Below are 21,484 nucleotides of genomic sequence, written 5' to 3' on the forward strand. Positions count from 1 at the left end.
ACCCGCCGCGACACCGACCCGCGGTCGCGGCGACGACCGTCACGTCGGTTTCCGGTAACGCCCGGGTGGTAAGACCACACCTCATGAAGTGGTACGCGGATCGTTCGCCCCGACTGGCGTGGCAAGTGGTCGCCGACCTGCTCGCGGTCGCCTGGACCTGGTTCTGGGTGGACGTCGCCACGGCGGTGGGCGACGCGGTCCGCGCGCTGCGCGCGCCCGGCGACGGCCTGACCACCGCCGGGCAGGGCCTCAGTGACACGTTCGGCGACGCCGCCGCCAAGGCCCGCGAGGTGCCGCTGGTCGGCGGGAAGCTCGCCGACGCGCTCGAACGCGGCCGCTCCGCCGGCGGCACGCTGACCGACGCGGGCCAGGCCCAGGTGGCGGCCGTCGAGTCCACCGCGCTGTGGCTCACCACCGCGCTCATCGCCATCCCGCTGGCGTTCGTGCTGATCACGTGGCTGCCGCTGCGGCTGCGGTTCGCCCGACGGGCCGCGGTGGCGCGGCGGCTGCGCGACCAGGGACGGCTCGACCTGCTCGCGCTGCACGCGCTGACCACCCTGTCGCTGCACGACCTGGCGACGTTCCCCGGCGACCCGGTCGAGGGCTGGCGGCGGCAGGACCCCGAGGTCATCGAGGCGCTGGCCGCCCGGCGGCTGCGGGCCAGCGGCGTCCGGCCGTGACGCCGGGGCCCGCTCCGACCCCGGCGTCACGTCGCGATCACGCCATCCGGTGCCAGAAGACCTGGCCCGTCGGACCGTAGAGCACCACGTTCGAGTCGTTCTGCACGATCAGCCGGTCGGCCGCCGTGCCGTGCGTGTTCGTGTGCCACACCGGCTGACCGGCCTCCGTGTAGATCACCAGGTTGCCGTCGTGCTGGAGGACCACGTACGCCGCGCCCGTGCCGTGCGTGTTCGTGTGCCACAGCGCCTGACCGGCCGCCGTGTACAGCACCAGGTTGCCGTCACCCTGCATGACCAGCGTGAACCGGCCGTCCTGGGACACCTTGGCCTGCCCCGCCCGCAGGCCCTCGCCCCGGACCAGCGTGTCGGCGCCCGGCTGCGGCGGCGGCGCGGAACCCGTGAACAGCAGCGCGTTCGGCGAGCCCGTGCCCGGGTTGCCCACCTTGTTCGGCGTCGCGGCGGACACCAAGGCGTCCCGGACCTGCTGCGGCGACGCGCCCGGATTGCCCGCCAGGACCAGCGCGGCGGCGCCCGCCACGTGCGGCGACGCCATCGACGTCCCGCTGATCGTGTTCGTGGCGGTGTCACCCGTGCTCCACGCCGACGTGATGCCCACGCCCGGCGCGAACACGTCCGTGCACGTGCCCCAGTTCGAGAACGTCGCCCTCGCGTCGGAGCTGTCCGAGGCGTTGACCGTGATCGCCTCCGCCACCCGGGCGGGTGAGTACGAGCACGCGTTGGCGTTCGAGTTGCCCGACGCGACGGCGTACGTGACGCCCGACGCGATGGACCGGCGCACGGCCGCGTCCAGCGTGTCGTTCGCGCCGCCGCCGAGGCTCATGTTCGCCACGGCCGGCTTCAGCGCGTTCGCCGTGACCCAGTCCACCCCGGCGACGACGCCCGCGATCGTGCCCGAACCGGAGCACGTGAGCACCTTCACGCCGTGCAGCCGGACGGCCTTCGCCACACCGTGCGCCGCGCCGCCGACCGTGCCCGCGACGTGCGTGCCGTGACCGTTGCAGTCCGTGTTGTTGCCGTCACCGGTGGTGTTGGCGTCGAAGGTCGCCCGGCCGCCGAAGTCCGCGTGCGTGGCGCGGATGCCGGTGTCGATGATGTAGGCGTGCACGTTGCCCGCCGTGGTCGCGTAGCCGTAGTTCGCGTTCAGGGGCAGGTCGCGCTGGTCGACGCGGTCCAGGCCCCACGACGGCGGGTTCGGCTGGTCCGCCAGGGCCTCCACCCGCCGGTCCTGCGCGACGTAGGCCACCGCCGGGTCGGCCGCCAACCGCTTCGCCGCCCGTTCGCTCATGGTCGCCGCGAAACCGTTCAACGCCGACCGGTACCGGTGGGTGACGTGGGCGCCCACCTTCGCCGCCAGCACGTCCGCGCCGGCGCCGTCCTCCAACACCACGATGTAGCTGCCCGGAACGGCCGTCGGGCCACCGGCGTCGCGGATCTGCGGCTCGGCGGCCTGCGCGGGCGCCACGCCCAACACCGCCGCCAACACCACCGACGCACCGACACCGACTGCTCGGACTGATCGAATCCAGGGCGCGCGTAACTCTCCCATGTGGGGTTCTCCCTCGTGCAGGGTCGAGGATCAGGAGTTCGCGCGAACCCCTCCGACCCTGGCACGCCCACGTGCCGAACCTCCACCTCCCCGCAAAGCAACCCTTCGGCATCGGGCAGCGGACACGCAATCGTGCGGGGAACGGCACCGACCAACGGGTGAAACCCCACCGCCGGCGGCCGTGCCGCCCGCCCGACTGCGCGACCCTCAGGTGACTCACGCGGCGATCCGGAGGTGTCGCAGCCGTGGTGCGCCAACCCGAGCCGACGGTGCGGAACACGTCGACCGCCGACACCATCGGCACCGTCGTCCAGGTCGGCGTGGTGAAGGGCGGCATCAGCGTCCACCACCCGCATCCACTACCCGTCCCCCGGAACCTCCCGCCCCGCACGCCCACCTTCACCGACCGCCACGACGACCTCGCCCGGATCTGTGCCGACACCATTGGTACACCGCCCGTGCTCGTGGTGGACGGCATGCCCGGCGTCGGCAAGAGCGCCCTGGTGGTGCACGCCGCGCACGAACTGGCCCAGCGCTACCCGGACGGTCAGGTGTACCTCGACATGCGCGGCTACACCGCCGGGCAGTCACCGCTGAGCACCGGTGAAGCGCTCGGCATCCTGTTGGAGACGCTCCACGTGCCGCCCCGCACCATCCCCCGATCACTCGAAGCCAGGGTGGCGCTGTGGCGCTCGTTGCTCGCTCCCCGGAAGCTCCTGATCGTCCTGGACAACGTCGTGCGCTTCGCCGACGCCAGACCGCTGCTGCCCGGAACGGGGATGTCCCGGTGCCTGGTCACCAGCCGACGGAGGATCGGTGTCGCGGACGGCGTGACCATGCTCTCCCTCCGCGCCCTGCCCGTGCGGGAAGCGGCCGACCTCTTCGCGAAGTGCGCCGGACTCCCTCCGACCCCGGCGATCCGACCCGACACCCTCCACCTGGTCCGCAACTGCGGCCACCTCCCGTTGGCGATCACCATCGCCGCCGCCTGGCTCCGCAAGCACTCCGCCTGGAGCGTCGCGGAACTCGACACCAAACTCACCGACGCGGTCGCCGTGCTCGGACTTCAGGAGGAGGACGCTCACGTGGCCACGGCGTTCCAGCTGTCGTACCGGGACCTCACGCCACCTGCGCAGGAGCTGTTCCGCGCACTGGCCTTGCACCCTGGACCCGACATCTCCGCGCACTCGGCCGCCGCGCTGCGCTCGCTCGACCACGCCACCGCGCAGCGACTCCTCGACCACCTCTTCGACCGCCACCTGCTCGAAGAACACCGACCGGGCCGTTACCGGATGCACGACCTCGTCCGCGAGTTCGCCCGCGAGCTCGGCCGAGAGCACGACGACGAGGCCGACCGCGCTCTGTCCGTCCGCCGTCTCCTCGAAGACCTCTTCCGCAGGGCACAGGCAGCAGCACGACTCATCCCCACACCGATCAGCACACCTCGGGACGACACGCCCGAAGACGACGGGCGGCGTCACGCGGAGCCGACCGACTACTCCAGTGCCATCCAGTGGTTCAGGTCGGAGCTGCCCAACCTGGTCTCCTGCGTGCGCTACGCGTCGGCCCACGACGTGAAGCCCTACGCCTGGTCGATCGTCGCCGAGATCGGGCATGTCCTGTGCATCTGCGGAGACAGTGAGGAAGTGCCGGCAATCCACACGGCCGCGATCGAGGCGGCCGAGGCGCACGGTGAGCTGTCGGCACAGCGCGGCATGTTGCTCAACCTCGGCACGGTCCACCTCCAACAAGGCGACTACCCGGCCGCGCGAGCGGCGCTCACCCGGGCGCTCCGGATCTCGCCCGACGCCCACGACCAGCGGGGCATCGCCCTGTCGTTCACCTACCTCGGTGGCGCGAGCCAACAAGAGGGGAACTACGCCGATGCGTCCGCCCACCTGGAGCGGGCGCGCAGGATCTTCGTGGAACTGGGCGACCTCCACGGAGAAGCCGAGGCGCTCGGTCGGATCGGGGTCGTGCACCTCCAACAGGGCGAGCGGACAGCCGCCCTCGCGTCCTTGCAACGCGCCTTTGCCCTGTTCGCGCAGGTGGGCGACCGACGAGGGGTGGCCGGCGCACTGGTCCACATCGGCGTCGTCCACTACCGGCTCACCGGCGACGTCCCGGCGGCCCTGCGCCACCTGGGCGAAGCCCTCCTCGTCAACCGCGAACTCGGCGACCGCTACGACGAGGCCTGGACGCGTTCGGGCATCGGCATCGCCCACCGGGTCGCGGGTGAGCCGGAAGAGGCGCTGACACACCTCGACCAGGCCTTGCGGTCGCACCGTGAGATCGGCGACCGCCAAGGCGAGGCCACCGCCCTCGTGCACCTCGGCGCGGTGCAGCGGCAGCTCGGCAACGCCGACGTCGCCCGGGAGCTGCTCGAGGAGGCGCTGGACCTGGCCAGGGCGATCGGCAACCGCCGCGAAGAGGCCAACGCGCTCGCCGAACTGGGCGAACCGGGGCCCGGGGAATGAGCTGTCAGTACACGGGGCCGGTGTACTTCTCGCCGGGGCCCTGGCCCGGCTCGTCCGGGTACGCCGACGCCTCGCGGAACGCCCGTTGCACGGACTGCAACCCCTCGCGCAGCGGCCCGGCGTGCGGGCCCAGGTACTCGGCGGACGCGGTGACCAGGCCGGCCAGCGCGGTGATCAGGCGGCGTGCCTCGTCGAGGTCGCGGCGGGGGCTGTGCTCGGGGTCTTCGTCGGCCAGGCCGAGGCGCTCGGCGGCGGAGGAGAGCAGCATGATCGCCGCCTTGCTGATCACCTCGACGCTGGGAACATCGGACAGGTCGCGGACGTTGTTCGAAGGCAGGTCGGTCACGGGAGCCATTCTCGCAACCGCCCCCGACCGGTCGCCGATTCGGGGGTTGACAAGGCCATCTGCTACTATTCTCCGCGCGACCAGTCCCCACACGTGTGGGGACGGCAAGTGGAGCCCCGCTCCCACCCGAGTCTGCCGCTTCGTGCAGGTGGCCGGGTCCGGTCCATCGAAGGGTCGACTGCGCCCTTCGTTGTGCGATCGGTAGGAAGCGGGCCTCACACCGGGCAGGTGTGGGGCCTCTTGTCTTTGGCGCACAACGAGTCACAAAGGACGTGAATGACAAGTCCCTCGAACCGAGGTGCTCCGGTGAGCACCGAGCCGCGCATCAACGACCGCATCCGCGTGCCCGAGGTTCGTCTGGTCGGGCCGAACGGCGAGCAGGTCGGGATCGTTCGCATCGAGGACGCGCTCCGACTCGCCCAGGAATCGGATCTCGACCTCGTCGAGGTCGCCGCACAGGCTCGGCCGCCGGTCTGCAAGCTCATGGACTACGGCAAGTTCAAGTACGAGAGCGCGCAGAAGGCCCGTGAATCGCGCCGCAACCAGCAGCTGACGGTCATCAAGGAGCAGAAGCTCCGGCCGAAGATCGACCCGCACGACTACCTGACGAAGAAGGGCCACGTGGCCCGCTTCCTGTCGCACGGGAACAAGGTCAAGGTGACCATCATGTTCCGCGGCCGTGAGCAGTCCCGGCCGGAACTGGGTTACCGACTGCTGCAGAGGCTCGCCGAGGACGTCGCCGAGCTGGGGTTCGTCGAGTCGAACCCGAAGCAGGACGGCCGCAACATGATCATGGTGTTGGCGCCGCACAAGACCACGAAGACCCGTCCGATCAAGAACGACAGCGCCGACGAGGCGACGGACGAGTCTGTCGAAGAGTGATCTCCCGGCCTCCGGGCCGGGAGCAAGCATGGCCGCCCCCATCCCCGGTGGCTGCACGAGACTGAGGACGGAAATGCCCAAGAACAAGAGCCACAGCGGGACCTCCAAGCGCGTGAAGGTCACCGGCAGCGGCAAGCTCGTCCGCGAGAAGGCCGGCAAGCGCCACCTGCTGGAGAAGAAGTCCAGCAAGCTGACGCGTCGTCTCGCCGGCACGACCGAGGTCGCGAAGAACGACGTGCCGCGGCTGAAGAAGCTGCTCGGCCTCTGAACGTCCGAGGCCGTCCGAGCCTCCGAGGCCTAAGACCTTCACCCCCTTGAACACCGGGGTCGGCCCCCACCGGCCCCACGAGATCGACAGGATGGACCCGTGGCACGCGTCAAAAGGGCAGTGAACGCCCAGAAGAAGCGCCGTACCACCCTTGAGCTCGCCAGCGGCTACCGCGGCCAGCGTTCGAGGCTGTACCGCAAGGCCAAGGAGCAGGTGCTCCACTCGCTCAACTACGCCTACCGGGACCGCCGCGCCCGCAAGGGTGACTTCCGGAAGCTGTGGATCCAGCGCATCAACGCCGGTGTCCGCGCCAACGGCATGACGTACAACCGCTTCATCCAGGGCCTGCGGCTCGCCGGCATCGAGGTGGACCGCAAGATCCTCGCCGAGCTGGCCGTCAGCGACCCCGGCGCGTTCACCGCGCTGGTCGAGGCCGCTCGCGCCGCCCTGCCGAGCGACGTGAACGCGCCCGTCGAGGACAAGGCCTGAGCGCGGACGATCGCGCACCACGACCCGGGGATGCTCCGTTCACCGAACGGACACCCCGGGTCGTTGCCGCTAAGCGGCTGACCAGGCGTTCCGGCCGTGATCGCGCCGAACGGTTCCTCGCCGAGGGCGCGCAGGCCGTGCGCGAGGCCCTGGCCTGGGCGGCAGCCGGGCGCGGCCGGGTGCACGAACTCTTCGTCACCGCCGACGCCACCACCCGCAACGGTTCGCTGGTGCACGCCGCGGTCGACGCCGGCGTGCCCGTCAGCCCCGTGACCGACAAGGCCGCCGCCGCGCTGTCGGAGACCGTGACGCCGCAGGGCATCGTCGCCGTGTGCTCGCTGGTCGACGTGCCGGTGGCGGAGGCGCTCTCGCCGGGCGTGCGGCTGGTGGCCGTGCTGCACGGCGTGGCGGACCCCGGCAACGCCGGCACGGTGGTGCGCGTGGCCGACGCGGCGGGTGCCGACGCGGTGATCTTCGCGGGCGACGCGGTCGACCCGCACAACGGCAAGTGCGTGCGCGCGTCCACGGGCAGCGTGTTCCACCTGCCGATCGCGCGCGTGCGGGACGCGGATGCGGCGTTCGCGGCGTGCCGGGAGGCGGGGCTGCGGCTGGTCGCGGCGGACGGGTACGCGCCGGAGGACCTGGTGACGGCCGACCTGCGCGGTGATCTCGCGGCGCCGACCGGGTGGGTCTTCGGCAGCGAGGCGCACGGGTTGCCGGACGAGGTCGTGGCGAGCTTGGACGCTTCGCTGAAGGTGCCGATCTACGGCGAGGCGGAGAGCCTCAACCTCGCGACCGCCGCAGCGGTGTGCCTCTACGCTTCCGCTCGCGCTCAGCGGGTCTGACGAGACGGCTCGGCTGACTGCTCGCGGGACGGCTCGGCTGACTGGTCTGCGGTTCTGTTCGGTGGTGTTGCTCGGTGGTTCTGCCGGGTGAGGGTTGCCAGCGGCCGGCGATGGCTCGGCGGTCTCACGCGGCGCGGCGCGGCTGGCTCGGTGGGGTCGGCTGGCGACGGTTCGGTGTGGCCGGTGACTGGTGGCTGGTGGTGGTGAGGCCGGTGGTGGGTGGTTGGGGCACGTGGTGCTGGTGCCTTGGCCGGCCTCCTTCTTGTTCTAGGCGACGCGCGAGTTCGATTTTGGTTCTCGCCAGAACGGTGATTCGCTCGATCTGGTGATCATGGTTGACATTTGTGCCGAAGCGGTGGCGGCGTGCTGACCAGCGGGTTTGGTGGTCAGCACGCCGAATCGTCAGGTGTCCAGGCGGGTGGTGAGGGTGCGGAGTAGGGGGTCTCCCGAGGTCGGTTTGGACTGGGTTCGGAGAGCTTGCTCGAGCACGTTCGCGATGTCGCCGAGGATCTGCGGCGGGGTCTCGTCGGTCAGCAGGGTGCCGGCCCGGCGGGCTTCGGCTTCCGCGTTGGCCGCATCTCCGGACTCCAGGAGGAACCTCGCGCCCCGGGCCACCAGGAACGTCTGCCAGTCCGAGTCGCCCAGTTGGGCGGCCAGCTCCTCGGCGATGCCGTTCTGCTCGATCGCCGCAGCGTGTTCACCCGCCTGGACGTGCAGGAACGCCCGGATCGCGGCGATCCGCGCGGTCAGGTGGGTGCGGTGGTCGGGGTCCTCGACGGCGGGCAGGAGTTGTTCCGCCTCGGTCAGGGTGGTGGCGCACTCGGCGGCCTCTTCGTTCGGCAGCGCGGCGGCGGCCTCGACCAGGGAGCCCGCGGCTTCGGCCGGTTCCGACACCTCCTGCCACGCGGCCGCGGCGCCCTGGTAGGCGGACGCGGCTTCCAGCGGCAGGTCGAGGCGGCGCAGGACGCCCGCCAGGACGTCCAAGACCATGGCACGCCGCCACGGCTCGTCGGCCGGCACGAGTCCCAGGGCCACTTCCAGGTGACGGCGGGCGGCCTCGGTCTCGTCCAGCCGGGCGCACACCTGACCCAGCCGGTAGCGGACGGGGACGACGATGTCCGGGTCCACCTCGCCGCCGTCGATCACGCGCACGGCCTCTTCCAGGGCTTCGGCGGCCTCGACGAAACGGCCCGCCTTCAGGTAGCCGCCGGCCAGCGCGTAGCACGCCTTCGCCACGTCGTCCGGCACACCGACCTCGTGCCCGATCGCGACCGCCTCACGCAGTTCGGCCAGGTGCTCGGCCTCCAGCCCCAGCCGTTCGACCGACGCCACCCGCTGCCGGTGCGCCTCGGCCGTCCACGGTCCGCGCGGCGTGCTGAACGCGCCGACGAACTCGGCGGCGACGCGCACCGCGTCCTCCTCGCCGCGCACGGTCTGGATCTTCAGCAGCAGGCGCAGCGCGTCGAACCGCACCGAGGCCGTCGGCGCGTCCGACAGCACGGCCACGACCTCGGCGTGCGCCTCGTCCAGGTGACCGGTGCCGGCCAGGTGCTGGGCCCGGTCGCAGCGCGCCCGCGCCACCAGCTCCGGGACCTCGGCCCGCGCCAGCTCCAACGCCTCCGCGGTCAACGCGTCAAGCTCGTCGGTCTCGTCCTCGTCCGCCAGCAGGTCCGCGAGCAGCAGCCTGGTCAGCACCCGCGTGTACGGGGTGCCCGCGACCTCAGCCTCGGCCAGGCACGTGCGCGCCGCCGCGATGGCCTCGGCCGGCCCGTCGTCCTCGGCGCGCAGCCCCGCGCCACGCGCCCGGAACCGGTTGGCCAGGTCGTGCTCGCCGCACGTGACCAGCCGCTCGACCGCGACGTCCAGCTCGGCCAGCACCTCCGCCTTCGGCCGCACGTGCGCGCTCACGATCGCCCGCCGCGCCGCGACCAGCGCGCCCAACGTCTCGGGCAGCAACGGGTCCATGTCCTCCGGCAACGACCTCAGCAGCCGCATGCCGGTGATGAACTCGCCGCTGTCGAACGCGTCGCACAGCTGTTGCGCCAGCTCGACGGGGTCGGCGACCGCCACCGGGTCGTCCTCGTCCACTACGGGAGCGGGCGTGGACGCGACCGGCACCGCCAGCGCCACGGGGATCGTGTCCGGCGCGGCCAGCGTCCGCCGGATGCGGGTGCTCACCGCGTCACTGCCGTTGCGCTCGTCGAACTTCGCCGCGATCTCCAGCGCCTGCGCCTGGAGCAGCTCGCGCAGCTCCGGCGCGGTCAGCACGGTCGTCCGCCCGTCCCGCGGCACGGCGAACTCCTCGTCCGCCGACACCCGGCTGAGCAGCAGCGCCGCGCCCGCGGCGAAGTGCATGGCCCGTGACGGGCTGGTGGAGTGGTGCACCCGGTGCAGGTGGCCGCGCAGCAGCTCCACGCCGCGCCGCACGTTGCCCGACGTCGCGCAGAACTCCAGGTGGTCGTCCAGGTAGCCGCCGACCAGGTCGTCGCGCACCAGCCGGTACGCCACCACGTGCGCCTGCCGGGCCCGGTCCACGTCGCCGAGCGCCACGAACGCGGGCGTCAACGTGGTCAGGATGCCCTGCGGCTGGGTGGCGCAGCCGGTGTCCTGCTCCAGCTGGTGCTCGGCGTGCGCGACGGCCTCGGCGTGCCTGCCCTGCCGGATCAGGTGCCCGGCCTGCTCCTCGACGACGCACGCCTCGCAGTCGCTCATCGGGCCGCGGTCCATCGCCAGGTACTTCGCGAAGTGCTCCCGGTACGCCTCGTCGTCGCCGACGTGCGCGGCCACGTCGGCCCGCGCGCCGTGCACCGGCTGCATCGAGTACCCGAGCCGCTGGTAGCGCTCGGCGAGCTGGTCGACGAACGACCCGATCTGCGCCAGCGTGAACCTCGGGTCCGCGATCAGGCCGCTGACGATCCACTTGTGCGCCCAGTCGTAGCTGTGCGTCTCCCACTCGTCGAACGCCGTGGGGTCGCGCTGCTCGGCCGTGCCGCACCAGGCGAACGGGGCCAGCATCAGGTCATAGCGGCCGAGGTCGTAGGCCGAGCGGATCAACGCGATCCGGCAGCTCACGGCCAGCGGCAGGTGGTCGAGGGCGTCCGCGGCACGGGCCGCGCGCTCCAGCGCCTCGTGCCGCGCCATGCCCTCGGGCATGTGGTAGGCCTCGACGAACTGCCGCTCGGCGGCTTCCTTCTCCTCGTTCACAGGTGATCCCCCACAGCGCGGTCCAGCAGTTCCAGGAACGAGCGGTTCAGCGCCGCGGTGTCCTTCGGGCGCATCGGACGCCGTGCCTGCAGCAGTGCGTGCACGTACAGCGACTCCACGGTCAGCTCCACCAGCGCCGGGTCGGTCAGCTGCGCCAGCCGCCGCACCAGCGGGTTGCGGCAGTTGAGCACCAGCCGCTGCGCCGCGTCCGACGTCGACTCGACCAGGCTGCCCAGCAGCTCCGCCCACAGCGGGTCGGCCTGCTCGCCGACCTGCTGCGCGTCCCGCTTGCGCTCCGCTTCCACGTTCGTGACCAGCAGCGCGGGCAGCGAGCCCGGGTCGAAGTCGCGCGGCACGGCCTCGCAGTCGTGCCGCTCCAGCACGTCCTTGGCCAGGGTGAGCCGTTCGCGCAACGCGCGCTCCAGCTCGGCGTCCGGGTCGCCCAACGCGGCCAGCACCTCGCTCGGCGCGACCCGGCGGGCGGCGGTGGGGCCGTCCAGGGCGACCAGCCGCTCCATGATCTCCGCGTCGTAGGCGTAGCCCGCGTTGACCAGGCCCATGCCCTGCGCGTGCGCGACCGGCGCGAGCTGGCGGAACTCGTCCACGTCCGGCACGTGCGCGATGGCGCCGTGCTTGCGGCGGAACTGGCGCAGCGACTGCGGGCCGTCGGTGGTCTCGAACGGCAGCCACCGCTCGACCAGCCGCAGCATCTCGTCGTCGACCCTGGCCAGCGACTTGATGCCCAGGTGGTGCGCGTCGAGCAGGGCCCGGGTGCGGTCGGGGTCGGTCGCGTCGAGCCGGACCAGCCAGTCGCGGACCTGGCGGCCCAGCTCCTCGCGCACGGCCAGCAGCGTCTCGTCCTGGTAGAGCGACTCGCGGCTCGCGGTCGGCCGCAGCGACGTGGAGTCGACCACGCAGCGCACGAAGTAGGCCCACTCCGGCAGCAGGCCTTCGATGGAGTCGCCGACGAGCATCCGCTTGAGGTACACGCGGTGGGACTGGCGGGCGCCGGGGTGCACGCCGCTCGGCAGCACGTAGGCGACGCCGCGCAGGCCGACCGTGGGCACCTCGACCGGGATCGCGTCGAACGGGCGCACGCCGAGCACCTTCTCGCCGTACGCCAGCGCGTCCTCGACCCACGGCAGCTCGCCGTGCGTGACGACCTCGTCGCCGACCCGGACCGTCACCGGCAGCAGCGCGCCGTACTCGGTGACGAGCGCCTTCACCACGTCGTGCTCGAGCCAGTGCTCGGAGTCGCGGTGGGGCACCAGTTCGATGGTGGTGCCGACCGGGATGTCGGAGTCCGCGCCGTCGGTGGAGTCGACGACCTCCACCTCGTAGTTGCCCGCCGCGTCGGCCGTCCACCGCACCGCGGGGCCGCCCTTGACCGAGCGGCTGACGAGCCGGATGCGCTCGGCGACCAGGAACGCCGACAGCAGGCCGACGCCGAACTGGCCGAGGAAGCCCTGGCGGGCGAAGCCCAGGTCGTCGCGCTTGGACGTGCGGCCGAGCGTGGACAGCAGGTCGTGCACCTCGCGCTCGGTGAGGCCGATGCCGGTGTCGGTGATGCGGAGGGTGCCGCCGGAGGACCCGACCGCCTCGATCACGACCTCGCCCGGCGCGTCCGGTTGCAGCGCGCGGCGGGCGGTGATCGCGTCCACCGCGTTCTGCAGCAGCTCGCGCGCGTACACGCGGGGGCTGCTGTAGAGGTGGTGGCTGAGCAGGTCGATGATCCCGCGCAGGTCGACACCGAAGGTGTGTGCCATGGGAGTGGAGTTCACCTCGGGTCAGGTCACGGGGGAGGGACGATTCTAAGGGCGTGCCGGCGGCTTGTGACCCGGTTTTCCGCTGATCGCCCGCCGGGGTCCTGCTCGCGGGGTCAAGACTGCCACGGCCCACCGACAATTCCCGGAACCGAAGGGGCGGTCGGCCACACGCCCGGGCCGGCGCGGGTGGGCACGGCGCGGGGTGGGCACGGCGCGGGGTGGGCACGGCGGGTGGGGGCCGACACAGGGTAAGCACGGCGGGCACGGCGGGTGGCCGGTCGACGCGGATCGCGAACGCGGACCGGACCGGCCCCCGACCGGAGGCTCCACACCGCTCGGCCCGAATGCACCCCGGTCGGCTCGGCGCGCGCCTGACGCGGGTGGGCGACCCTTCCGCTCGGGTGCGCTTCCCCCGCCGGTCCGGGGTGACCGCCCGTCGCGACCAGTCGTACGGTCACCCTGGCCGAGCCGGGCCTCCATCCGGTCGAACGACCCCGGGTCGTGAGCCGTCACGTGGCGCATCGGCCGGCACCGGGCTCCCGGCGCGGCGGCCCGCGGTGAGCGCGACGTCACGTGACGCGGCCCCGGCGGGCGGCGGTGGACCCCCGGTTCGGCCGATCACCTAGGATCGACCCGCCGCTCCGCATGCCGTGCGGAGGGCTGACCACCAGTTGTCCGTGACGGGAGCTGTCCACCAACCATGTCCGGAGCCAACGACCCGTACGACCCCAAGCAGGTCGCGGCGCTCTCCCCGGAAGCGCTCGCCGCGGCGGTCGAGCAGGCTCGTGAGGCGTTCGCGAAGGCGGCCGACCTCGACGAGCTCGCCGCCGTGAAGCCGAGCCACCTGGGCGACCGCTCGCCGGTCCTGCTGGCCCGCCGCGAGATCGGCGCGCTGCCACCGGCCGCGAAGGCGGAGGCGGGCAAGCGGGTGAACGAGGCGCAGAACGCGGTCAAGGTCGCGTTCGAGGAGCGCCGCGCCCGGCTGCAGGCCGAGCGCGACGACCGGGTGCTGCGCGAGGAGGCGGTCGACGTCACGCTGCCGTGGGACCGCGTGCCCCGCGGCGCCCGCCACCCGATCTCCACCCTCGCCGAGCGCATCGGCGACGTCTTCGTGGCCATGGGCTACGAGGTCGCCGAGGGCCCGGAGCTGGAGACCGAGTGGTTCAACTTCGACGCGTTGAACTTCGGCAAGGACCACCCGGCGCGCTCCATGCAGGACACGTTCTACGTGGCGCCCGCCGACTCCGGCCTGGTCCTGCGCACGCACACCAGCCCGGTGCAGGCCCGCACCCTGCTCGACCGCGAGCTGCCCGTGTACGTGGTGTGCCCCGGCCGCACGTTCCGCACCGACGAGCTGGACGCCACCCACACCCCCGTCTTCCACCAGGTCGAAGGCCTGGCCGTGGACAAGGGCCTGACCATGGCGCACCTGAAGGGCACGCTCGACGCGTTCGCCCGCGCCATGTTCGGCGAGGACTCCAAGACCCGCCTGCGCCCCAGCTTCTTCCCCTTCACCGAGCCGTCCGCCGAGGTGGACGTCTGGTTCCCGGAGCGCAAGGGCGGCGCGGGCTGGGTCGAGTGGGGCGGCTGCGGCATGGTCAACCCCAACGTGCTGCGCAACTGCGGCGTCGACCCCGACGTGTACTCGGGGTTCGCGTTCGGCATGGGCCTGGAGCGCACGCTGCAGTTCCGCAACGGCCTGCCCGACATGCGGGACATGGTCGAAGGCGATGTCCGCTTCACCCAGCCATTCGGAACGGAGGCCTGACCGGTGCGCATTCCGGTTACCTGGCTGGTCGAGAACCTCGAGTTCGCCGAGACGCCCACGCCCGAGCAGCTCGCCGAGGCGTTCGTCCGGATCGGCATCGAGGTCGAGGACGTCCACAAGCTCGACTCCGTCACCGGCCCGCTCGTCGCGGGTCGCGTGGTGGAGATCGAGGAGCTGACCGAGTTCAAGAAGCCGATCCGCTACTGCCAGGTCGAGGTCGGCCCGGACCAGGTCAACGGCATCGTCTGCGGCGCGTCGAACTTCCAGGAGGGCGACACCGTCGTGGTGGCGCTGCCCGGGGCGGTGCTGCCCGGCGACTTCACCATCTCGGCGCGCAAGACCTACGGCAAGACCAGCAACGGCATGATCTGCTCGGCCCGCGAGCTGGGCCTCGGCGACGACCACGCGGGGATCATGGTGCTGCCCAGCGGCACCGCGCAGCCCGGTGACGACGCGCTGGAGCTGCTCGGCCTGGGCGACACGGTGATCGAGGTCGCGCCGACGCCCGACCGCGGCTACGCGTTCTCCGTGCGCGGCCTGGCCCGCGAGATCGCGTGCGCGTTCGACGTGCCCTACCGCGACCCCGGCACCGCCGAGGTGCCCGAGGGCGAGGGCGAGGTCCTGCCGGTCGCGATCGAGGACGAGGGCGCGTGCTCCCGGTTCGTGGCCCGCCGCGTCAGCGGTGTCGACCCGACCGCGCCGACGCCGTGGTGGATGCGCCGCCGGCTGATGCTGGCGGGCATCCGGTCGATCTCCCTGCCGGTGGACGTCACCAACTACGTGATGCTGGAGCTGGGCCAGCCGCTGCACGCGTTCGACGCGGCGTCGGTGAAGGGCGGCCTGGTGGTGCGGCGCGCGGTGGCCGGCGAGAAGCTGACCACGCTGGACGAGCAGGTCCGCGCCCTGGACCCGGACGACATCGTGATCGCCGACGACACCGGCGTGATCTCGCTGGCCGGCGTGATGGGCGGCGCGAGCACCGAGGTGTCCGCGACCAGCTCGGACATCCTGCTGGAAGCGGCTAACTGGGACCCGGCGTCCATCGCGCGCACGGTGCGCAGGCACAAGCTGCCCAGCGAGGCGGCGAAGCGGTTCGAGCGCACGGTGGACCCGGCGCTGGCGCCGGTCGCACTGGAGCGCGCGGCACGGCTGCTGGACATGTTCGGCGACGGCAGCATCAAGCCCGGCCGCACGGACGTGGGCGTCCCCGCGCAGCCCAAGCCGGTGTCGATGCCGATCAACCTGCCCGACAAGGTCGCCGGGGTGAACTACGCCCGCGGCGTGACCGCGCGCCGGCTCGGCCAGATCGGCTGCCTGGTCGAGGTCACCACGGGCGACGACGGCGCGACCATGGTCACCGCGATCCCGCCGACGTGGCGCTCGGACCTGACCCAGCCCGCCGACCTGGTGGAGGAGGTGCTGCGGCTGGAGGGCTACGACACGATCCCGTCCACGCTGCCGCCCGCGCCCGCCGGTCGCGGGTTGACCGAGCAGCAGCGCCGTCGCCGCACGGTGTCGCGCGCGTTGGCGGAGAGCGGTTTCGTCGAGGTCAAGCCGTTCCCGTTCGTGGCGCCGTCGGTGTTCGACGAGCTGGGCCTGCCCGAGGGCGACGTGCGCCGCAACACGGTGAGCGTGCTGAACCCGCTGGAGTCGGACAAGCACGCGCTGGCCACCACGCTGGTGCCGGGGCTGCTGGAGACGGTGCAGCGGAACCTGGCGCGCGGCCAGAAGGACGTCGCGCTCTACACGATCGCCCAGGTGACGTTGCCGCGCACGCAGCAGGTGCCGGTGCCGCAGGTGGGCGTGGGCGAGCGGCCGTCGGACGCGCAGGTGGCGTCGTTGCTGGCGGCGCTGCCGCAGCAGCCGGTGCACGTGGCGGCCGTGCTGGCGGGCCACCGCGAGCGGGCCGGCTGGTGGGGCAAGGGCAGGCAGGCGGACTGGGCGGACGCGGTGCAGGCCGCGCGGCTGGTCGGCCAGGCCTACGGGGTGGAGCTGACCGTGGTCGCCTCCGACCTCGCGCCGTGGCACCCCGGCCGGTGCGCCGAGCTGCGCGTCGGCGACTGGCCCGTGGGCCACGCGGGCGAGCTGCACCCGAAGGTCGTGGAGGCGCTGGGGCTGCCGAAGCGGACCGTGGCGATGGAGCTGGACCTCGACGCGCTGCCGTTGAGCGACAACCGGCCCGCGCCGGTGGTGTCGGCGTACCCGCCGGTGCTGCTGGACGTGGCCGTGGTCGTGCCCGCGGACGTGCCCGCCGAGCAGGTGGCGCGGGTGCTGCGCGGCGGCGGTGGGGCGTTGCTGGAGGACATCCGGCTGTTCGACGTCTACACCGGTGACCAGGTCGGCGAGGGCAAGCGGTCGCTGGCGTACTCGCTGCGGTTCCGGGCGCCGGACCGCACGCTGACCGTGGAGGAGGCGACGGCGGCGCGTGACGCGGCCGTGGCCGCCGCGGCGGAGCGCTTCGGCGCCGTGCTGAGAGGCTGAGGCCGGTGTCCCGGATCCGCACCACTGCGGGTCCGGGACTACGCCGCACGGGTGAATCACCCGGTGGCGGATACCGGAGAACGTGCAGTTCACGCGCGGTCGCGTGACGTGTCAAGAGGTCCAAAGGCCTTTCTTTCCGGGTCGGCCAGGTCCTTGCGCACAGGTTGAACGTTCTCCAAGATTGGCTTCGCGGCCCGCTGGGCCGAGGGGCGAAGCGATGAACCGCCGGGCGAGTCTGGTCGCCGGTCCGACGGGGAGCTAGCGGCGAACCCACCGCCTGGAGCAGCAATCGAGTGAGGTTGCCTCATGCGCAGCTTGGGCCCGCGGATGGAAGTCGCCGTCGCCATGACCATCCTCGGCGTGGGTGCCGCCGTCGTGGCCGCCATGCACCTGACCTGGCCCGAACCCGAGCTGCCCGCGATGGCGTACTCGGTGAGCGGCGGCGAGGTGTCCGACCTCCAACCCTTCGAGATCAACGACATCTCCGGCGGCGCGGTCGAGTTGACGCCGGGCAGCGAGGGCGCCCGCCTGGTGCGGCTGTCCAACCCGAACACCGTGGACATCGTGGTGCTGACGTTGCAGGCCGAGCCGGGCCAGCCGTTGGACGCCGCGCGGAACGGGGTGCCGGGCTGCCCGTCGAGCGTGCTGACGGTGGTGCCGATGGCGGAGCCGGTCACGATCCCGCCGGCGGGCGAGGTCGAGGTGGAGATGGTCGTGCGGATCGCGCACGACGTGCCGAGCGCGTGCACGGACCTGGTGTTCCCGCTGACCTACTCGGGCCGCGCGGCACGCGTGTAGGCGAGTCCGCCCGCCTTGCCACCGCGGAGCGGCGGTCTGTGCGACGCTTCGGCGTATGACTGCTGTGGGCGCGAGTGAGTACGACTACGACCTGCTGGTGATCGGCTCGGGCCCGGGCGGGCAGAAGGCCGCCATCGCGGGCGCCAAGCTCGGCAAGCGGGTCGCGATCGTCGACCGCGCCGACATGGTGGGCGGCGTGTGCGTGAACACCGGCACCATCCCGTCGAAGACGTTGCGCGAGGCGGTGATGTACCTGACCGGCCTGAGCCAGCGCGACCTGTACGGCGCGAGCTACCGCGTGAAGCAGGACATCACGATCAGCGACCTGCTCTCCCGCGCGCAGCACGTGATCGGCCGCGAGGTCCAGGTCGTGCGCGCGCAACTGCACCGCAACCAGGTCGACCTGCTCTCCGGCACCGCCCGGTTCGTCGACCCGCACACGGTCGCGGTGGACGGCGGGCACCGCGGCGAGCACCACCTCGTCACGGCCGGGCACGTCGTGATCGCCACCGGCACCCGTCCCGCCCGACCGGACCAGGTGGACTTCGACGAGGTCCGGGTGCTGGACTCCGACGAGGTGCTGGCGCTGGAGGAGATCCCGTCGTCCTTGGTGGTCGTGGGCGCGGGCGTGATCGGCATCGAGTACGCGTCGATGTTCGCCGCGCTGGGCACCCGGGTCACGGTGGTCGAGCAGCGCGACCGGATGCTCGACTTCTGCGACCCGGAGATCGTGGAGTCGCTGAAGTTCCACCTGCGCGACCTGGCGGTGACGTTCCGGTTCGGCGAGAAGGTCGTCAACGTCGACGTGTCCGACTCCGGCACGGTCACCACGCTGGCCAGCGGCAAGCGCATCCCGGCCGCCGCGGTGATGTACTCGGCGGGCAGGCAGGGCAACACCGAGGCGCTGGACCTGGACAAGGCGGGCCTGGAAGCGGACCACCGCGGCCGGCTGAGCGTGGACGAGCACTACCGCACGCCCGTCGAGCACATCTACGCGGTCGGCGACGTGATCGGCTTCCCGGCGCTGGCCGCCACGTCGATGGACCAGGGCCGCCTCGCCGCCTACCACGCGTTCGGCGAGCGGGCGCGCGAGCTGTCCGCGTTGCAGCCCATCGGGATCTACACCATCCCCGAGATCTCCTACTGCGGCGCCACGGAGGCCGAGCTGACGTCGTCCGCGGTGCCGTACGAGGTGGGGCTGGCGCGCTACCGCGAGCTGGCCCGCGGCTCGATCGTCGGCGACGCCTACGGCATGCTCAAGCTGCTGGTGTCCACTGTGGACCGCAAGCTGCTCGGCGTGCACCTGTTCGGCACCGGCGCGACCGACCTCGTCCACATCGGGCAGGCGGTGATGGCGTGCGGCGGCACGGTGGACTACCTGGTGGACACCGTCTTCAACTACCCGACGCTGTCCGAGGCGTACAAGGTGGCCGCGCTGGACGCCACGAACAAGATGCGCGCGTTGGAGCGCTTCGGCTCCTGATCACGCGAGCAGGGCCGTGACGAGGTGCAGGCGGGCGTCCTCGACGTCCCGCAGCGGCGGCACGAGCAACGTCGGCAGGCCCGCTTCGACGCCCGCGCCGTCGTGCGTCGAGCGGTCGCCGACCATCAGCGTCTCCTCGGGCTCGGCGCCGAGCTCGCGCAGCGCGATGCCGAAGATCGCCGGGTCGGGCTTCACCACGCCGTGCTCGAAGGACAGCACGAACGAGTCGACCGGCAGGTCGCCGAACGCGGGCCGGATGTCGAAGTGGATGTCGCTGAGCACCCCGATCCGCACGCCGGCCCCGTGCAACGCCCGCAGCGTCGGCCCGGCGTCCACCGCGAACGGGGTGAACGCCGGGTCGGACTCCACCGCGTACAGCGAGTCGGCCAGCTCGGCGTCGAACCCGGCCGCCCGGAACGCCCCGTAGTACGTCTCCCGGTGCAGCGCGGCGTCCGCGTCGACACCGGGCACGCCCAACCCGGTCACGTCCAGCGACGCGATCACCTCGGCGGTCCGGCCGGCGTCGCGGCCGATCCGGCGCAACGCCTCCGCCACCCACCCGCGGAACGTGGGCGTGAGCACCAGCGTCCCCCGCCAGTCGAAGATCACGGCCCGCAGGCGTCCGGCCATCGACGCACGCTCCTTCTCATCACGATGGGTAGTCGGCACCTCACTCGTGTGAAGGCTCGCGCATCACCGCGCCGCGTCGCTACGTTTTTTCGCAGGACCCCCGAGGGTTGGAGACGGCATGGCCGCGGAGCCGACGACGCCCCTGATCTACCGCCGGGTGGGGGTCGACCCCCACCCCGACCTGACGGAGATCCGCGACGAGGGCGGGGTGCGCCGGATCGACTCGCCGGCGCTGGGCACGTCGGTGTGGGTGGTGACCCGCATCGAGGACGTCCGGCTGGTCTACAGCGACTCGCGGCGGTTCGGGATCTCGGCCCACCACCTGGTGCCGGGCGCGCCCGCGCTGACCGACGAGGAGCTGGCCGCCGTGCGGCCGGGCAACATGCTCGCGTTCGACCCGCCCGAGCACACCCGCCTGCGCCGGACGCTGGCCCCGGAGTTCACCGCCCGCCGGATGCGCCGGCTGGAACCGCGCATCCACGACATCGTCCGCGACCACCTCGACGCGATGGAGCGCAAGGGGCCGCCCGCCGACCTGGTGGCCGACTTCGCGCTGCCCGTGCCCGCGCTGGTGATCTGCGAGCTGCTCGGCGTGCCGTTCGAGGACCGCGACACCTTCCAGGACCGCTACACGAGGTACTTCGACGCGGCGCTGTCGTTCGAGGAACGGCTCGCCCTGCAGTACGAGACCAAGGCCTACCTGGCCGACCTGGTCGCGCGGGCCAGGGTCGAGCCGGGCGACGACCTGCTCGGCGTGCTCGCCCGCGACGAGGCCGCCGCCCTCGACGACCGCGAGATGGTCGGCATCGCGGACCTGCTGCTGCTGGCCGGCCACGAGACCACGGCCAACATGCTCGGCCTCGGCGTGCTCGCCCTGCTGCGCCACCCCGACCAGCTCCGGCTGCTGCGCGACGAGCCCGAACGCGCCGACGCGGCCGTGGAGGAGCTGCTGCGGTGGCTGACCGTCGTGCACACCGGCGTGCCGCGGATCACGACCGCCGAGGTGCGGCTCGGCGGTCACGCGCTCGGTCCCGGCGAGCTGATCCTCTGCTCGCTGCCCGCGGCCGACCGCGACCCCGGTCTCGTGCCGGACCCGGACGTGCTGGACATCACCCGTGACGCGGGCGGCCACGTCGCGTTCGGCCACGGCGTGCACCACTGCCTCGGCGCGCCGCTGGCCAGGATGGAGCTGCGGATCGCGTTCCCCGCGCTGGTGCGCCGGTTCCCCGGCCTGCGCCTGGTCGGGCCGGAACCCGACTACCGCACCCAGCGGGTCGTCCACGGCCTCGGGTCGCTGCCCGTGGCGTGGTGACGGCGGCGCGGCGAGCGCCCGAGGCCCGCGACGGCCGCGAGCGCGAAGCCGCCGAAGACCAGCCCGATGCCGAAGCCCGCGTCGCCGGGTCGTGCCGGCCTGCTCCCGGCGGCCGTGCGGTCGAGCGGGTCGTCGGCGGGGATCGGGGCGCCCGGGAACGGGTCGCGGCCCGGGAACCCGTCGGCGTGCGCCGAGCCGACGGCCGTCGGCGCGGAGTCGCACACCACGTCCAGCCCGATGACGGTCATGCCCACGATCGCGGTGAGCACGCCGACCCAGGCGAGCGCGTTGAGCCACGGCCGTGCGGCGAGCGGGCCCGGGTGGCCGTCGCGCGGACGTCGCGGGCCGGGTGAGAAGTGCCCCCGTGCGTGGTCGTGCGGATGGTGCATCACGATGAACCCCCCAGTTCCCGTACAGGAAAGCATGACACCGGGGAACGCGCCGCCGCATCAAGCGGAACCGATTTGAGTACCTTTGCATCAGCGTGC

At 72.5% G+C, this 21,484-nt stretch carries 17 protein-coding genes; 11 read left to right on the top strand and 6 right to left on the bottom strand.

Going from position 1 to position 21,484, the window contains the following annotated elements; genetic code table 11:
* Window positions 1-83 precede the first annotated feature (83 nt).
* The gene (locus ACZ7GX_RS33075) at window positions 84-680 is read left to right on the top strand and encodes a hypothetical protein (protein ID WP_498782493.1); all 597 of its coding nucleotides are present in this window, start codon (window positions 84-86) and stop codon (window positions 678-680) included.
* A 37-nt stretch (window positions 681-717) separates the two neighbouring features.
* Here the strand turns inward: ACZ7GX_RS33075 and ACZ7GX_RS33080 are convergent, their stop codons facing one another.
* On the bottom strand, window positions 718-2,247 hold the full coding sequence (locus tag ACZ7GX_RS33080; RefSeq protein WP_498782495.1) for a S8 family serine peptidase: 1,530 nt from the start codon (window positions 2,245-2,247) through the stop codon (window positions 718-720).
* Between the two features lie 245 nt (window positions 2,248-2,492).
* On the opposite strand from ACZ7GX_RS33080, the gene ACZ7GX_RS33085 reads away from it, so the two are divergent.
* Window positions 2,493-4,724 carry an ATP-binding protein gene (locus tag ACZ7GX_RS33085; RefSeq protein ID WP_498782497.1) on the top strand — a complete coding sequence of 744 codons (2,232 nt, stop codon included), beginning with the start codon at window positions 2,493-2,495 and terminating at the stop codon, window positions 4,722-4,724.
* A 4-nt stretch (window positions 4,725-4,728) separates the two neighbouring features.
* On the opposite strand, the gene ACZ7GX_RS33090 is transcribed toward ACZ7GX_RS33085, so the two are convergent.
* Window positions 4,729-5,079 carry a DUF1844 domain-containing protein gene (locus tag ACZ7GX_RS33090; RefSeq protein ID WP_053722440.1) on the bottom strand — a complete coding sequence of 117 codons (351 nt, stop codon included), beginning with the start codon at window positions 5,077-5,079 and terminating at the stop codon, window positions 4,729-4,731.
* A gap of 267 nt (window positions 5,080-5,346) precedes the next feature.
* Here ACZ7GX_RS33090 and infC point away from each other — a divergent pair, with 267 nt between their 5' ends.
* The 4 genes from infC (at window position 5,347) to ACZ7GX_RS33110 (ending at window position 7,554) form a co-directional block, all read left to right on the top strand.
* Complete coding sequence (gene infC, locus ACZ7GX_RS33095) at window positions 5,347-5,952, top strand: translation initiation factor IF-3 (RefSeq protein WP_498782499.1); 606 nt, start codon at window positions 5,347-5,349, stop codon at window positions 5,950-5,952.
* 73 nt (window positions 5,953-6,025) lie between these two features.
* Window positions 6,026-6,220, top strand: a complete 195-nt coding sequence (gene rpmI / locus ACZ7GX_RS33100) for a 50S ribosomal protein L35 (protein ID WP_123746324.1) — start codon at window positions 6,026-6,028, stop codon at window positions 6,218-6,220.
* Between the two features lie 99 nt (window positions 6,221-6,319).
* Window positions 6,320-6,709 (top strand): 50S ribosomal protein L20, encoded by a 390-nt coding sequence (rplT, locus tag ACZ7GX_RS33105; protein ID WP_073892005.1) that lies wholly within the window; start codon window positions 6,320-6,322, stop codon window positions 6,707-6,709.
* Window positions 6,706-7,554: a TrmH family RNA methyltransferase gene (locus ACZ7GX_RS33110; protein WP_498782546.1), complete on the top strand. Its 849-nt coding sequence runs from the start codon at window positions 6,706-6,708 to the stop codon at window positions 7,552-7,554. The genes rplT and ACZ7GX_RS33110 overlap by 4 nt, the downstream gene beginning before the upstream one ends.
* A 402-nt stretch (window positions 7,555-7,956) precedes the next feature.
* Here ACZ7GX_RS33110 and ACZ7GX_RS33115 read toward each other — a convergent pair whose 3' ends face one another.
* Complete coding sequence (locus ACZ7GX_RS33115; protein ID WP_498782501.1) at window positions 7,957-10,758, bottom strand: hypothetical protein; 2,802 nt, start codon at window positions 10,756-10,758, stop codon at window positions 7,957-7,959.
* Window positions 10,755-12,524, bottom strand: a complete 1,770-nt coding sequence (locus tag ACZ7GX_RS33120) for an HSP90 family protein (protein ID WP_498782503.1) — start codon at window positions 12,522-12,524, stop codon at window positions 10,755-10,757. The genes ACZ7GX_RS33115 and ACZ7GX_RS33120 overlap by 4 nt, the downstream gene beginning before the upstream one ends.
* Window positions 12,525-13,224: 700 nt before the next feature.
* On the opposite strand from ACZ7GX_RS33120, the gene pheS reads away from it, so the two are divergent.
* From pheS to sthA, 4 genes are all read left to right on the top strand, one after another.
* Window positions 13,225-14,292, top strand: a complete 1,068-nt coding sequence (gene pheS / locus ACZ7GX_RS33125) for a phenylalanine--tRNA ligase subunit alpha (RefSeq protein WP_498782505.1) — start codon at window positions 13,225-13,227, stop codon at window positions 14,290-14,292.
* Window positions 14,293-14,295: 3 nt separating this feature from the next.
* On the top strand, window positions 14,296-16,773 hold the full coding sequence (gene pheT / locus ACZ7GX_RS33130; protein ID WP_498782507.1) for a phenylalanine--tRNA ligase subunit beta: 2,478 nt from the start codon (window positions 14,296-14,298) through the stop codon (window positions 16,771-16,773).
* 306 nt (window positions 16,774-17,079) lie between these two features.
* Window positions 17,080-17,571 (top strand): hypothetical protein, encoded by a 492-nt coding sequence (locus ACZ7GX_RS33135; RefSeq protein WP_498782509.1) that lies wholly within the window; start codon window positions 17,080-17,082, stop codon window positions 17,569-17,571.
* A 55-nt stretch (window positions 17,572-17,626) separates the two neighbouring features.
* The gene (sthA, locus tag ACZ7GX_RS33140) at window positions 17,627-19,054 is read left to right on the top strand and encodes a Si-specific NAD(P)(+) transhydrogenase (RefSeq protein ID WP_498782511.1); all 1,428 of its coding nucleotides are present in this window, start codon (window positions 17,627-17,629) and stop codon (window positions 19,052-19,054) included.
* Here sthA and ACZ7GX_RS33145 read toward each other — a convergent pair whose 3' ends face one another.
* Window positions 19,055-19,684, bottom strand: a complete 630-nt coding sequence (locus tag ACZ7GX_RS33145; protein ID WP_498782513.1) for an HAD family hydrolase — start codon at window positions 19,682-19,684, stop codon at window positions 19,055-19,057.
* A gap of 118 nt (window positions 19,685-19,802) precedes the next feature.
* On the opposite strand from ACZ7GX_RS33145, the gene ACZ7GX_RS33150 reads away from it, so the two are divergent.
* Window positions 19,803-20,996, top strand: a complete 1,194-nt coding sequence (locus ACZ7GX_RS33150) for a cytochrome P450 (protein WP_498782515.1) — start codon at window positions 19,803-19,805, stop codon at window positions 20,994-20,996.
* Here the strand turns inward: ACZ7GX_RS33150 and ACZ7GX_RS33155 are convergent.
* Window positions 20,942-21,385, bottom strand: a complete 444-nt coding sequence (locus ACZ7GX_RS33155; protein ID WP_498782517.1) for a hypothetical protein — start codon at window positions 21,383-21,385, stop codon at window positions 20,942-20,944. The two genes, ACZ7GX_RS33150 and ACZ7GX_RS33155, sit on opposite strands and share 55 nt — an antisense overlap.
* Between the last annotated feature and the right edge of the window lie 99 nt (window positions 21,386-21,484).

Source organism: Actinosynnema sp. NPDC037264 (assembly GCF_055603705.1).